Raw genomic sequence first — 14639 nt, 5'->3', positions numbered from 1 at the left:
ATGTATTTGGATTAATATCGTTTCCGGTTCCTGGGACGTGTCCCGACGGTACAACTGCCCGCCTTGACGGCCATCGCCTTTTGCTGGCAGATGAAGAAACCGCCCTCTATCGCGTCAGGGCCGTCAGCCGGCGCCGGAAGCCCGTCGTCAAACAGGAGGAACTGTTCTTCCAAGCGTGTCATGTGGGGGTTGTCCTTCTCGGCGATATTCAGGATCATGCGTCCTGCCCGGTTCAGTGGTTCCAAATTTCCCTCGATACGGGCGAACTTGTCCGGTTTGTTGCGGAGGTCGGGCGATATCGGGATGATATAGCCGGTCTCTTCCCATTTCTTCTGGAAAAGGGGGACGAATACCTGCTCGTAGAACGGGTCCTGCAGCTTGTTGTTCTCGATGGAGTTGTACACTTGTGTCCGGTCACCCACGTAATCGCGCATGTAATAATACCAGTTGACGAACTCCTCGTTCTTTACATGGTCCAGGTAGCCGGTAATGACATACAGGTTGCCGTCCAGTACGCCCATCAGGAAGTTGGCCTTGAAAGAGCCGAGCTTCTTTACTCCCTTTTTGTTGGACACCTTGTTGGATGGGGCCGGGTCGCCATAGCTGACCAGGAACGGGAACTTGTGGAGCGGAGGTACCGGTCCCCACTTGATTTCCTTGAAATAACATCCTTCCGTCACCGGGTTGTTGAAACACTCCTTCTGGGCGCTGGCGGCGCTTACCTGTGCCAGCACATCGTCGATCGTCTCCTCGTCGTTCTTCTCCGGCCAGACGGAGGTACCGTAGGCGAAGTCGTTCTTGGGGTCCGGGTGGTTGATGTCCACCATGCGCAGGTTGATGATATCCCAGTTCCCGATCGGGTTCTCCCGTCGTGACAGTTCGAGCGCCTTCTTTCCGGCACGTGCCACGCAACAGTCCTTGGCGATGATGTTCCCGCAAAAGATGGTAAGCAGGGGTTCAGAGAAGGAACGGGTAAAATAGAGTGCCTGTTCGAACCAGTTCCATTTGTCGTTTACGATGTCCGGGTTGCGGCATTCCTCGTCAGTATCGTAATCATCCACGAGAATCGTGTCCGGACGCACCTCCTCGATCTTTACACCACGCGGACTTTGCCGTGCACCGACCGCCATGAAGGAGGCACCGCCCTTGGTGATGAAACTGTCTTCCGTCCATTTGAAGCCTTTCTGGTCGCCGTAGTAGAACCGGATGCGCTGGTTAGCCTCCAGTTGCGCCCGGTAATGGGCAAGCAGCTTGATGGCATTGTCGAGGCTGTTGGAACAGAGAATGATATTCCGTTTCTTCCCGGTCAGGACCAGGAAGAGGACAACGAACATGACGATCGTGCTCTTGGCCAGCTCACGCGCCCAGGATAAAACCTCATACCAGTTTTTGGGGCTATAAACCAGCCGTTTTATGGCCTTTTTATGGAAAGAGGCAAACTCGTATTTGGCATAGTTCGGAAACATCTCCTTGATCCAGAGCAACGGATGTTTCTCCAGATAGGCCAGCCGCTTCTGCCGCTCCTCGTAGGGCATATCCAAATCGACTGCCGTATCTTTTCGGATGGACTTCAGGTAAGCATCCCAATCTTCAAGGGCCTGTTTGTCTATGTTTTTAAGTGGTTTCATTTGAGTCGGTCTTTTATGTAAGCGTCAAAATAAAAGCTGAGTTCCTTCGCCTTTTCCGTGTCCGTCTTGCGTATCCAGTCGAGGATGCCTTTGGAAACGCTGATGATGTCGGCGATCCCGGTCTCCTTCTCCATCTTTTCGATGGCGGCCGCCAACTTGTTGATCGTGTCGGCCTCCTTGGAGGTGGCGAACCGTTCCCCCTCGCCACGCCCGGCGATGGCCTTGTTGATTTCCGCCACCTGTCGGTAGAGGTTGGCTAGCTGTTCCTCGCGCGTCAGGCTGACGGAGGTCTTCAGTTCCTCCCACTTTTCTGTCTTCACCCATTTGCAAAGCGTCTGCTTGCTGACCCCGACACGCTCGGCGACCTCCGCCTGTGTCAGGTGTTCCTTCAGGTAGAGCATCTTTGCCCATTCCTTCTTCTGCTTCATGCTTAAATCCGTACCCATATACCTATACATTTTGCTGTTTTGCACCCTCAAAAGTACGGGCGATTTTCGGGATGGAATAATTGCAAAGTGTTACGATACAAGCAGATGTAAACAAATTGCTTATTTAACGTAACCATTACAACGCGATTTTTCCGGCTCGTTTTTATCCCGCAACTTTGGGGTGGAAAATCAAAAAACGATGCCAAAAAAGACATTCATATTACACGATGAGACGGTCAATACGCAAGGGTTCCGGATGCTGACATCGGGAGCCGACCTGTCCGTATTCGAGAACAACCCGGTCATGCTGCTCAACCATGACGACTGGGACCTGCCGATAGGTCGCTGGGAGAACATCCGCGTCGAGGGGACCCGAATCCTTGCCGATGCCGTGTTTGACGAAGACGACGAAAGGGCGGCCGCCGTCATGGGCAAAGTGGAACGCGGGTTCCTGAAGGCGGCCAGCATAGGCGCTTGGCCGGGGAAAAGCTCGGACGACCCGTCGCTGATGTTGCCCGGACAGACCTATCCGACCATGATCACCTGGAAAGTGCGTGAGGCCTCCATCTGCACCATCGGGAGCAACCACAACGCGCTGGCCCTGTACGATAAGGAGAACAAGCGGATGGACCTGAACGACAAAGGTATATTGATCAAACTGTTCGATACCGCTTCCGGTATCCATGTATCACATAAAAATGAAACGCAAATGACAATTTTAACAGGTTTATTGAAACTGTCGGACAATGCAAGCGAACAGGCCATTGCCGACGAAGTACGGAAGATCATCCGGCTCCGTGACGAACTCCAGGCAGAGAACGCCACGTTGAAAACGGAGAAAGAGGCGCTGTCGTCCAAAGTCCAGGCTTTTGAGAAAAAAGAGAAGGACGTGCGCAAGGCAGACGCGATCGCCCTGGTGGACAAAGCCATCAAGGAAGGCCGCCTGGACGCGAAAGGCAAGGAGGCCTGGATGAAGATGTTTGATGCCAATTTTGACCAAGCCAAGGAACAACTCGACGCGATTCCGCCACGTGTCAGCGTGACGCAACAGATACAGGCTTCGCCTTCAGGCGGTACAGGGGACGTGAAACTTGCCGATATGACCTTCTCCGAGATCGTAAAGGCAGACCGTCTGAAGGAATTGAAGAAAGACGGGGAGCTTTACAGACAGAAGTTTTTCGAGGCATACGGCAAATACCCTGCCTAAGAAACAAGTATAAACCATTATAAAAACAAACAAGAATGAAAGCAAAATTTTTTGTTTCGCTCATGACGGCGATTCTTTTCAATGCCCTGACAAGCGGCGTGTTCGCTTCCACGTTGGGAATCGGCCACGGGACGATGTTCGCCCTGCAAATGGGGTTGTCCTTGATTCCCCTGAACCTGTCCGGATGCCTCGCCGAGGGGCTGAACCGGGAAATCTGGATTCCGGAAATCATCGAGAAGTTCTACCCCTCGGACTCCTTCCTCACGCATTCGAAGAGCCTGGACGCCTGGGTGGATAACGACAAGCTGCACTTGCAGGAGGCGGGTGTCGACCCGGCGGTGTACATCGACAATGAGCAGTACCCGATTCCTATCGTGGCGCGTACCGACATCCCGCACGAGATTATGTTGAAACGTTTCGACACCGAGAACACGGTTCATATCAATGCCATCGAGATCGAGGAGTCCGCCGAAAAACGCCAGAGCGTGATCGAAGGGCACAGCAATTCGCTCCGGCAGAAGTTCGCCCGATTAGCTGCATTCAACTGGGCGCCGCCCGAAAACGGCGATTTTACCCCGGTAAAAGCCGCCGCTGGTAACAAGAATGCCCGCGGATACAAGGCTATGACTTACGAGATGGTGATGGACATGGAGCTGGCTTTCGATGAGCTGGAGGTTCCGGCCGAAGGGCGTATCCTGATCCTGAACCCGATGCACGCAATGGACCTCCGGATGCAGGACTTGAACATGTACAAGGCGTTCTACAACGAAAACAAACTGTTCTCCTTCACCGTGGTCCGTTCGTCCCTCACTCCGAAGTATAACGGAACGACCGGCAAGAAAGCCCCGTGGAATGCGGCAGTGGCGGCAACAGACGCGCCTTCTTCCCTTTTCTATTACAAGGAAGCCGTGGCCCGCGCCCGTGGAACGGTGGATATGTATTACCGCCTGAACGATCCCGAATACCGTGGCGACGTGGTCGGTTTCAACATGCGCGGTGTCGCTACTCCGGTAACCGGCAAATACTTAGGGGCCATCTATTCACCCAAGGCATAATGTTTAACATTCAAACAGTAAAACGACAATGAGTTACATCAACATGAAATCGCGTAGGAGCTTCGACTTCTACGCCCCTTACAACGAGGAAGGCGAACGCCTTGTGACCATCCCGTTCCCGGTGGCCGTGGAACGGAAGGTGGAGGAAACCGGTATCGTTCATGATGCCAATCCGGCACTGGTGACCGTCGCCCCGACTGCGGCAGAAACAATCGAGGTGGAGACGAAAGTACAAGCGGGATCACTCCTGATTATCCGCAATGAAGGTACGGCCGTCGCTACCGTCGGCGGTGCGAACTGCGCGGCTTCCAAAGTGACGACCCTGATGTGGGACGGCAATGCGTATGCGGAACTTTGTACATCTGAAATCGCATAACCGATGGCCAAACTCCAACTCTTAGTCATCCACTGCACCGCCACCCCCCCCGGCCGCGAAGTATCGGCGGACGATATCCGTCGTTGGCATACATCCCCGTTAAGTAAAGGCGGCCGCGGCTGGAAGCAGGTCGGCTATACCGACATGGTCCATTTGGACGGGACAGTGGAGCGGCTGGTCGAGAACAACGAAGACGACACGGTCGATCCCTGGGAGATTACCAATGGGGCAAAAGGGCATAATAGTACAGCCCGGCACATCGTGTACGTCGGCGGCGTGGACCGCGACGGAAAGACTCCCAAGGACACCCGAACTCCGCAGCAGCGGAAAGCCCTCGCGGATTACGTGAAGGACTTTCACCGGAGGTTCCCGGATGTGCGGATCGTCGGGCATAACTCCCTGGCGGCAAAAGCCTGCCCCAGCTTCGATGTACAAGAGTGGCTCAAACAAATAGGTATCAATCAATAAAACAAAAAACAACATGAAACAGAAATTTATCCTTTCCCTTTTTGGGATGATCTTATCGTTTGCCGTATGCCTGCCGGTGCTGGCAGTAGTGACCGAACCTGCGGAAGTGGCGGTAGAGGCCCCGGACTACAACACCGTATTCTTCTCGCTTTCCGCGCTTGTGGCGGCAATCCCTTTTGTGGTTGAAATCGTAAAGGGCTTTTTCCCGAGCCTGAAAGGGATATGGACGCAGGTCGTTTCCTGGCTGGTCGCCGTCGGGCTGTGCATGTTCGGTTGGTGGCAGCATTTGGGAATCTTTGACGGTATCGAATGGTATATCGCCCTGCTGTACGGCTTGGGCAGCGGACTGGCGGCAAACGGTATCGCCGATATCGGGTTGGTACAGTGGCTGATCGGGTTGTTCGGTAAGAAAAAGGCGTAAAAGATGGACTGGGACACATTGTTCAATTATCTCGGCACGGGAGGCGGTCTGATTGTCCTGCTGAACTGGATGGCCAATCTTCCGCTGTTGCGCAGGCAAAAGCGGCTGGAGAAGGACGATGTGTCCCGCCACATGGCCGAGAAAGACAACGAGACAATACTGAAACTGTATGACGAAATCAGGAATTTTCAAGTGCGCATGTCGCGCCTGGAGGGGTGTATCGCGAAGATTGTGGTTTGTCCTGTGTATGACCGTTGTCCTGCCCGCCCCGTCGTGCAGGAGTATGAAAGAAGATACTTCTATCCGGGTGGTCGACAGTCTCCGGTGGGACAGAAAGGTAAGCGCCACCCTCGTGACAACCCCGTTACCGCCGGTCCGTCTGACGGCTCCGCTGGACAGCCTCCGTAAGCTCCCCTCCGGAGCGGTCTATACCAGCAGCTCGGGCGGTTTACGCGTGACGGCAAAAGTGAAAGGCGACAGCCTGTGCGTGACGGCGGAAGCAGAAGGCCCCTCCCGACTGGAATACCGGGAAGAAGAAAGCCGGGAACGTGTTCGGGGGGAACAGTCGGAAACGGTAACGGTCAAAGAACCGGCTACCGAATCCTTTTGGACACGCTTCAAAGGCTATTCGAAGAGCATTCTAACAGGAATCATTTTAACAATCATCATTCAAATCATTTATAAGTTATGGCAAAGAAAACAACGTCGGTCGGTTTAAAGATAGCCCAGTTCGGAGATGTCAATCCGGCAGGTGGTATGCCCACCGTACTGAAGCAGCTGGCACGTACATTCAAAGGTTCGGCAAGTTTCACCACCGAGGCTGACACAGTGACCAACTTCTATTGTGAGGAGGAACCGACTGTTCCTGTCGAAACGGTGGCTTCGGAAACCGGACTGAAACAGATCAAGCTGAATTTCATCGAGTGGGACAACGATACGCTGGTAGAAGTGTTCGGTGGCGAAGTGGAGAACACCGAAGTGACCATTGACGGGAAGACTTACGCTGTCGAGAAGTTCAAAGCACCGAGGGAGGTGGTGGAAATCGAGAAGGCGATCCGTGTCGTTACCCGCTACAATGTGGTGATTGACATCCCCCGTGCGAAAATCCTCGCCCGTTTCATCTGGAACCTGGCTGCTGACCAAATCGCCCAGATTGAAGTCACGGCAACGACCATGTCTTCCTTTGGCGAAGACGACGGGGCTTACGAGATTTACAAACTGGGTGAACCTAAAGCTGGTAACTGATGGACAAGCAAACCGTTAAAGATCGCGCCATCGAGGCCCATGCCGCCGATGCCCTTCTGGACCGGCAGCTGACGGTTAATCTCCCGGCCCCGTGGTTGCTCCGCAAGTTCGGAAAGAAGACTATCCGTTACGGCATTCCCTTCCCAAAAGGACAGACATTGTGCCGGATGGCAGCCCTCTTCTGCCGGATGGATCTTGACCTGAAGGAACTGAAAGCCGGTGATCTCGGTACCACGCTGGAGTGTATCGCCCGCAACGGCAAACGGGTCTCGCGGGTGATTGCCGAGGGGATGGTAGGAAATACCATTCTTTCCCGGCTATTGGTACGCCCCTTGGCCTGGTATATCCGCTGCCACATGACGATGCGTGGGATGGCGGAACTGGCGCAGGTCATCTTGCTTCTAGCCAGCCCGGAGGGTTTTGTGAATACTATCTCATCGATCGCGACCATGAATATGATGGCACCGACGACGGAGAGCCAGCCGAACAAAGAGAAAGGGAGTTAAAGGAGGAGTACGAACCTCCCCATAGCCCGTTCGGACGTATCTACGCGCTGATTGCTTCCGGCGCGTTCACTTACGACGAAGTCATGCGCAAAATTCCCTGGTGCGTCATCCTTACGATGATCAAGGACCAAGGCAGGATGCGTAAAAAGAAAGAAACGGAAGAGGAAGAAGAAATGCTCGAGACGGAAGAAGATGAATTAGCCTTCTTCGGGCTCGCATAAATCAAAAAATCATACATACCAATCATGGCAGACGAACCTTTATATGTGACATTCGAGTTCCGTGGCAACCTCGCCGAAGAGGTTGAGCGGGTGAAGTTAGGGATTGCGGGCTTGCGCAACGAGTCTACACAGACCTACCAGCGCCTGATCGCCGACAGTGGCGAAGCATTCGCCGCCATGAGCCGGGGTAACCAACAGCTGGCAGTTAGCATCCAGGAAGACATCAACAGTCTCCGCCAATTGGATGCCGCGAACAAGGCGCTCGACGAAAGTTTTGCCCGTGGCGCAATCACCGCAGCCCAATATGCCGAAGGCAAAGCGAAGCTCGCCATCCAAGAGACCGATCTACGCAACGGCATTCAGGAGAACATCAAAGTGCTCCAGGAATCCATCGAGCAGGAGCGGATGGCCGAGGGCAGTATCGAATCGTTACACGCCTCGCTCTCGAAAATGGAGGAAGCCTGGCGCAAGATGTCTGCCGCCGAACGTGAAGGGGCTGCCGGGCAGGAACTCAAAGCCAAAATCGAATCTTTAAAGGAAGAATTGAAAGGACTGGAGAGTGGCATGAATGGGACCACCTCCGGCTTGAAGCAGTTCCAAACACAGCTTGAAGCCTGCCCTGGTCCCATCGGGCAGACGGCAACAGCCATCGGGAAAATGACCAAGGCGGCGCTTGCCTTTATCGCCACGCCATTTGGCATGGTATTGGCTGCCATCGCCGCCGGACTGGCTGCTGTCACCAGTTGGTTCCACCGCACCGAAGAGGGCGAAAATGCCTTGGCTACCGCTACGGCTGCCTTCAACCAGGTACTCGCCAGCCTGCTCGATGTGGTGGACAAGGTGGGCGAATGGCTCTACAAGGCTTTTACCAAACCGAAAGAGGCACTGACCGACCTGGTGGACTTCATGGAAGGACAGGTGGTTAACCGTCTCAAATCGGTAGGCAAGGCGGCCGAAGCCCTTTGGAAGATGGTGCAAGGCAATTTCAAGGAGGGAGCAGCAGACTTCGCCAACGCCTGGCTGCAAGGCCTGACCGGAGTGGAAGACGCCGGGCGGAAAGCCTACGCCTGGATGGCGGATACCAATGAAAAGATCAAAGAATCTGTCGCCCTGCAAGAACGGCGCAATGCCCTCGATGTGGCCGAACGCGATCTCCTGGTCGAGCGCAGCCGGTTGGAAGCCCGTATCGGCGAATTGCGCGACAAAGCGTATGACATGAATTCCCCGGAGGCGGAACGTTCCAAAGCCCTGAAGGAGGCGATCCGCCTGACAGATGAACTCTTCGCCAAGGAACAGGCCATCGCCCGTGAGAAATACGAAATCATCAAGAAGCAGAACTCTCTTGCCAACAGCAACAAGGCCGACCTCCGTGCCGAAGCGGAAGCCCTGGCCGAAGTGAACCGCCTGGAGGCACAACGCTATGCCTCACGCCGTATGATGCTCCGCCAGAGTAACACGCTGGAAGTTAATGGCAATCAATTACAGTCGAAGACCGACCAACTGGAACGGGAAATAGAAAAGCAAAAAGAGGCTTTGGCGGAAAAGGAGAAGGACGCAGAACTGGACCTCCGACAGCGCCGGATAGAACTGATGCGTGAGGGAACCGACCGCGAGCTGGAGCAGATCCGTCTGAACTACAACCGACGAATTGAAGAAATTGAGCGAAAAGGAAAAGAATATGTACGTGCCCAGCAAGAGATAGAACGCTCTGTTTGGGAGAAAGACAACCCGGATTGGAAAAAGAAGGGACTGGTGTTCCAGCCGTCAACTACCTCTGTGTCCCAACTCCCCGAGTCGCAACGAAAGGAGTTGGAAGCAGCCACCAATATAGCAATGGAAGCCCGTGAAAAGGCGGAAGCTGACTTACTGGAAAAGACACTGAAACAGTATAAGGATTATGCGGCCAAACGGCTGGAACTGGAAAAGAAATACAACGAGGATGTTGCCTACCTCTCCAGCCAACGGACTGAAACCAATGCCAAGGAGATAGACGCTGCCATCAAGGAGGCGGAACGCTCTTTGAAGAAAAGCCTGTCTGACCTCTCCATGGAGGAACTGAAAGATTCCGGGCTGTGGGACCGCTTGTTCGGTGACCTCGACAAGATGGCGATGCCCTCACTGGAAGCGTTGCTTAAACAGGCACGGGAAATCAATACCTCTGCGTGGGACCCTAAAAACGTCAAGGAATACCAGGATGCCATCAAACGGCTGGAGGATGCCATTCACTCCCGTTCACCTTTCAAGGCAATCCGGGATGACTGGAAGAAACTGCTGGAGTCATTGAAAAGCGGAAACAAGGATGTAATGGCATCCGCCCTGTCGGGGATAGACTCTTCCGTCATCTCTTTGACATCCGACCTCAATACGATAGCCGGTAGTATCGGTGATATTCTTGGCGACGAGGCAGGCTATGCAGCCGGACAGGTGGTAGAACTGGCCTCTGCATTGGGCGGGTTTGCCAGCGGTGCAGCCAAGATTGCTAGCGGGAATATCATCGGGGGCATCTCCTCTGTCATCGGAAGTATCGGCAAGATCTTCTCCATGAGCAAACAGGTCAAGGAGATGAACCGGCAGGCCCGTGAGGAACAACAAAAATATTACGACAATGCCATTTCGGGCGAAATGGAATACCAGCGCCTGTTGCGGGAACGACTGCGTACCCAACAGGAAATTGGCGAGACGACGTTGGAGTACAACAAGCGGATTACCGAGGAACTGGAGCGCCAACGGCGTGCTTCCGGAAACGAGTACGACCAATTGCTGGCACAGATACAGGGAGAACAGTATATCAGTGGCGTAGGCTACCAGCATGGTACCTGGTTCCGGAAAGCGAAGACGTGGAACGAGTATGCCAGCCTTGCAGGAAAGAGCTACGAAGACATAGAGAAACTTTATACCGAGGGCAAGCTGGAGGAGAAGGTGGCCAAGCTGTTCGAGCAGCTACGCTCGTTGAGAGACGAAGGAACCGATATTGACAAGATGCTGGACGATCAGATGGAGTCCATGCGGGAGGCCTTCACCGGAACAACCACCGACTCAATCATCGACAGCATCATCCAAGGATTTGCCGAGGGCAAACGCTCCGCCAAGGATTTTGCCGACGACTTCCAGACGATGCTGAACAACGCGGTTCTGCAGGGTGTCAAGATGAAGGCCTTGGAAGAACCGCTGCGCCAGTGGTACGAATCGTTTGCCGCGGCTAGCCAAAACGGGTTGGATGCCGAAAGCATCGCATCGCTCCAGGAACAATATAACAAGATTATCGAAGACGCGGCAAAGCAGCTGGAGGAGATGGAGAAGGTGACGGGTACAACGATAGGCAATATCGTCGACACCGGCCGGACCGCTACGGCACAAGGCATTGCTTCGATGAGTCAGGACAGCGCGAACGAACTGAACGGTAACTTCAATGCCCTCCTGATCTTTGCCGATAGAACATACCAGGGAGTGACGAATATCAACACGATGATGGTGGAAGCTATCGGCGTGCTCAACCGCATCGCCGCCAGTACCGACCGGCTGGAGGCGATTGAAAAGAACGTCCGTGAGACACGTGTATTCATTCAGGACATGGCGAACCGTGGAATCTTATTACGCAAAGCATCATGAGGAATAATATTTACATAGACGGTGTGAACGTACGCGACCGATTTGGTTGCTGGGTGACGCGTGGCGGATACAACGGTCTCTTAGCGTTCCCGGCCATGAAGGAGCCGGAGGCGAACGACTGGCCCGAAGAGGACGGCATTGAGGTGGACCTGGCGGATCCGAAGCTGGAACCGAAAGAGGTAACGATCTCTTTCCTCTCCGACACGAACGGCGGAGCATTCGACCTCATTGCTTACCTGTCCGCTCCGGGCTACCATACGTTCCGCATTCCCTCGCTGGGACGCGAATGGCAGCTCCGGCTGTCGAGTCATCCGGCCAACAAAGTTTATCCGCTGGCAGCCTCTTTTAGCTTGAAGTTTACAGAGGATAACCCGGTACGACCGCCCCGTGGTCTTCCGGGTTCGGGGCGGATAGTGCGTGATTGCGGGTTTGAATTGGATGGGGTTCCACTGGCCGAATATAGCGTAGTTGTAGATGTTGCACAGGATGAGCTGCTGAAATCGCCCACTGTAAAGCAGGGACTGAACCGGGAAATTTGTACCAGGGATGGACAAATATACGATATGGACCATCTTGTTTTCAACAGTAAGGAAACGACTTTCAAATGCCATTTGAGAGCTGTTTCAATGGAGGACTTCTGGAGGTGCTACGATGCGTTTTTCTCGGCATGGATCCAACCGGGCGAACGTCAGCTTTATTGGGATTATACCGGAGATGAGTATCCCTGCTACTATAAGAAATCATCCGGATTCAAAATAGCAAGTCTTTGCGATCCTGTTGTGATGGAATTTAATCTGACGCTAGTCTTCACGGTGTTCAGGATTGGCGAAACCGAATACCTGCTTTCCACAGAAGCCGGAGAATTGCTAGAAACTGAAGATGGTGAATATTTAATTGACATGAAGTGATATGGGTAGAAAAAGAATAAAAGTAAGCGAATTGACACCGGCCACCTCTTTGGCGGGCTATTATGCTTTCGGTTATAAACTGATCAATGGCCAACGAACAAGTGTAAAACTTGATTTGAGCTACGTTCAGGAGGGTTACGAAAAAACGGTTGATGCGACCCTAAAAGCTCATGAAGCTATCGATGGCATAAATAAGGCTACAGAGGTGGCAAATGCAAAGATGGAACAAATCGAGCAGGAAGCAAATCAGAAAATAGCCGACTTGACAACCTTTGAAGCTACGGCCAAAGAGCAGGAGGCAGATCGTGTAGATGCCGAAAAGAAACGAAAAGCCGAGGAAGGAATACGGAAAACCGACGAAGCAGCCCGGGTCTCTGCCGAGGAACTGCGTGAACAGGGTGAGTCGAATCGTATAGCTGAAGAGGGTAAGCGTGTGTCCGCAGAAGAAATCCGTGACAACGCAGAGCAGGCCCGCATCAGGGAAGAAGGAACTCGGAATACGCAGGAACAGGCTCGTGAGGATGCCGAAGACGCCCGTGTTTTGGCTGAGAAAAACCGCGCGACTGAAGAAGGTAAGCGCGATGCTGCCGAAGCTTTACGTAATCAGTCTGAACAGACCCGTGTTACGGAGGAAGGAAAACGTGATATTGCTGAACAGAATCGTGTAGCGTCGGAAGTTGATCGTGGGGATGCTGAAAAATTACGTATCTCTGCCGAAACAGGACGAGATGAAGCTGAAAAACTGCGTGTATCTTCTGAGGCGGACCGAAAGACGGAAGAAGGTAAACGCGATGCAGCAGAGCGAGCTCGTGAGGATGCCGAAGCTGCTCGCGTTGAAGCCGAAAGGCTCCGTGCTCAGGAAAGCCGGGAGGTTATAGATAAAGCCGAATCCTCTGCCGGATTAGCGGACTTGGCGGCGGCTGCCGCTCAGGAGACAGCCGATCATCCGACCTACGTTGGCGACAACTATTATATCTATAGGTGGAACAAGGAGACAAAGGCTTATGATAAGACGGATATTTTTGTCAAAGGTGACGCTTTTTCGATCAAAAAGGTCTATCCATCCATCTCTAAAATGGAGGCAGATTTGAATAATCCTGAAATCAAAGAAGGCCATTTTGTACTTATCAATACGAATAATGTAGAAGATCCTGACAATGCGCAGTTGTATATCAAAACGTATAATGAAGAGACAGGTGTTTTTTCTTATGAGTTTGTGGTTGATATGTCTGGTGCAATCGGTTTCACCGGCAAGACTCCGCAGTTTTCGATCGGAAATGTATCAAAAGGTGATGAGCCTGCCGTATCGTTGTCTCCTGACGGGACAGATGCGGACGGTAATCCCAAATATAAACTGAATATCGTATTACCGAAGGGAGATACTGGCAATGTCGGTCCCGTTGGCCCGGTAGGCCCAGAAGGCAAACAAGGGCCAATAGGTCCGAAAGGTGATACCGGCGCCGCATTTACCTATGACATGTTTACTCCGGAACAGCTAGCCTTATTGGTAGGTCCTGTAGGTCCGGTTGGACCACAGGGTGTTAAAGGGGACAAAGGTGATAAAGGTGACAAGGGAGATCAGGGTGTACAAGGTATTCAGGGACCAATAGGTCCTAAAGGCGATACAGGGGCAGTAGGTCCGGCTGGAGCTAAAGGGGATAAGGGTGATACTGGTGCACAGGGTCCGCAGGGGTTGCGTGGCGAAAATGGTGTATCCTGTGATTGGCAATGGTCCAGCACCAGTTTGCGTATCTACGGTGCATCCGGATGGAGTAGCTATGTAAATCTACAAGGTCCTCAAGGGCCGAAAGGTGATACCGGGGCTAAAGGAGCTGCCGGAGCAACGGGTGCAGCGGGAACAAATGCAACGATCACCGGTGCATCTGCGACTGTTGATGCCAATGTCGGTACGCCATCTGTTACAGTCAGCCTGGGAGGGACGGCTTCTGCCAGGACATTTGCATTTGCATTCAAAAATTTGAAAGGCGCTACCGGAGCAACGGGCCCTGCCGGAGCAAAAGGAGCCACTGGTGCGACCGGACCGCAGGGTCCGAAAGGGGACAAAGGAGATACTGGGGCTACAGGTGCAAGAGGCGCAACTGGCGCGACGGGTCCTCAAGGTCCCAAAGGAGACAAAGGTGATACGGGCCCGCAAGGCCCGGCTGGTGCCTCTGGTGCAAACTGGAATGGAGGCACGGTTGGTACTAATATAAATATCAGTCGTAGTGCACCTACCTTATCCTTACAAGATGGTAGTAGAAAATGGGATATTCAAAACTCATCTGAAGGGTTAAATTTTTGGTATAATTCTAGCCAAAAATTCAGAGTAGCTTCAACGGGAAGTGTGTATTGTGTTGGCGAATATTTAAAATTATCAGACATACGTATTAAAAATCGTATCAAAGATTTAGATAATGTATTAGATAAAATAAAGGGATTAAGCACCTTTTATTACACTCGTAAAGATTTAGATGATGAAAGAACGTATGTTGGTATTTCTGCCCAGGAGGTAAAAGAAGTATTCCCAGAGGTAGTTAATTCGTTTGATGATCTTTACTCAGTAGATT

The 14639-nt window shown here is 52.8% G+C and carries 14 protein-coding genes; 12 read left to right on the top strand and 2 right to left on the bottom strand.

Annotation, left to right across the window (positions count from 1 at the left end; translation table 11 throughout):
- Window positions 1–11: 11 nt before the first annotated feature.
- Complete coding sequence (locus NBH15_RS13750; RefSeq protein ID WP_250822866.1) at window positions 12–1628, bottom strand: DEAD/DEAH box helicase family protein; 1617 nt, start codon at window positions 1626–1628, stop codon at window positions 12–14.
- On the bottom strand, window positions 1625–2074 hold the full coding sequence (locus tag NBH15_RS13745; protein WP_250822865.1) for an XRE family transcriptional regulator: 450 nt from the start codon (window positions 2072–2074) through the stop codon (window positions 1625–1627). The genes NBH15_RS13750 and NBH15_RS13745 overlap by 4 nt, the downstream gene beginning before the upstream one ends.
- 409 nt (window positions 2075–2483) lie before the next feature.
- Here NBH15_RS13745 and NBH15_RS13740 point away from each other — a divergent pair, with 409 nt between their 5' ends.
- The 12 genes from NBH15_RS13740 to NBH15_RS13685 all read left to right on the top strand — a co-directional run.
- Window positions 2484–3263: a peptidase gene (locus NBH15_RS13740; protein WP_250822864.1), complete on the top strand. Its 780-nt coding sequence runs from the start codon at window positions 2484–2486 to the stop codon at window positions 3261–3263.
- A 35-nt stretch (window positions 3264–3298) separates the two neighbouring features.
- Window positions 3299–4318: a hypothetical protein gene (locus tag NBH15_RS13735; protein ID WP_250822863.1), complete on the top strand. Its 1020-nt coding sequence runs from the start codon at window positions 3299–3301 to the stop codon at window positions 4316–4318.
- A gap of 43 nt (window positions 4319–4361) precedes the next feature.
- Window positions 4362–4694: a hypothetical protein gene (locus NBH15_RS13730; RefSeq protein WP_250822862.1), complete on the top strand. Its 333-nt coding sequence runs from the start codon at window positions 4362–4364 to the stop codon at window positions 4692–4694.
- Between the two features lie 3 nt (window positions 4695–4697).
- A complete protein-coding gene (locus tag NBH15_RS13725) occupies window positions 4698–5162 on the top strand; it encodes an N-acetylmuramoyl-L-alanine amidase (protein ID WP_250822861.1) in 465 nt (154 codons plus the stop codon).
- A gap of 13 nt (window positions 5163–5175) precedes the next feature.
- A complete protein-coding gene (locus tag NBH15_RS13720; protein ID WP_250822860.1) occupies window positions 5176–5583 on the top strand; it encodes a hypothetical protein in 408 nt (135 codons plus the stop codon).
- A gap of 169 nt (window positions 5584–5752) precedes the next feature.
- Window positions 5753–6301, top strand: coding sequence for a hypothetical protein (locus tag NBH15_RS13715; protein WP_250822859.1), 549 nt, complete (start codon window positions 5753–5755; stop codon window positions 6299–6301).
- Window positions 6271–6828 (top strand): hypothetical protein, encoded by a 558-nt coding sequence (locus NBH15_RS13710; protein ID WP_250822858.1) that lies wholly within the window; start codon window positions 6271–6273, stop codon window positions 6826–6828. The genes NBH15_RS13715 and NBH15_RS13710 overlap by 31 nt, the downstream gene beginning before the upstream one ends.
- Complete coding sequence (locus NBH15_RS13705; protein WP_250822857.1) at window positions 6828–7334, top strand: hypothetical protein; 507 nt, start codon at window positions 6828–6830, stop codon at window positions 7332–7334. Before NBH15_RS13710 ends, NBH15_RS13705 begins: the two co-directional genes overlap by 1 nt.
- Window positions 7335–7417: 83 nt before the next feature.
- On the top strand, window positions 7418–7555 hold the full coding sequence (locus tag NBH15_RS13700; RefSeq protein WP_250822856.1) for a hypothetical protein: 138 nt from the start codon (window positions 7418–7420) through the stop codon (window positions 7553–7555).
- Window positions 7556–7666: 111 nt separating this feature from the next.
- Window positions 7667–11164: a hypothetical protein gene (locus NBH15_RS13695; protein ID WP_250822855.1), complete on the top strand. Its 3498-nt coding sequence runs from the start codon at window positions 7667–7669 to the stop codon at window positions 11162–11164.
- Window positions 11161–12072: a hypothetical protein gene (locus tag NBH15_RS13690; RefSeq protein WP_250822854.1), complete on the top strand. Its 912-nt coding sequence runs from the start codon at window positions 11161–11163 to the stop codon at window positions 12070–12072. The genes NBH15_RS13695 and NBH15_RS13690 overlap by 4 nt, the downstream gene beginning before the upstream one ends.
- 1 nt (window position 12073) lies before the next feature.
- Window positions 12074–14639, top strand: a 2566-nt coding sequence (locus NBH15_RS13685; protein ID WP_250822853.1) for a tail fiber domain-containing protein, incomplete at its 3' end; no start/stop codon positions are given.

Source organism: Parabacteroides caeci (genome assembly GCF_023656795.1).
GTDB lineage: Bacteria > Bacteroidota > Bacteroidia > Bacteroidales > Tannerellaceae > Parabacteroides > Parabacteroides segnis.
Note: the sequence above shows the minus strand (reverse complement) of the source record. Positions and strands in the feature narration are given on the sequence as shown.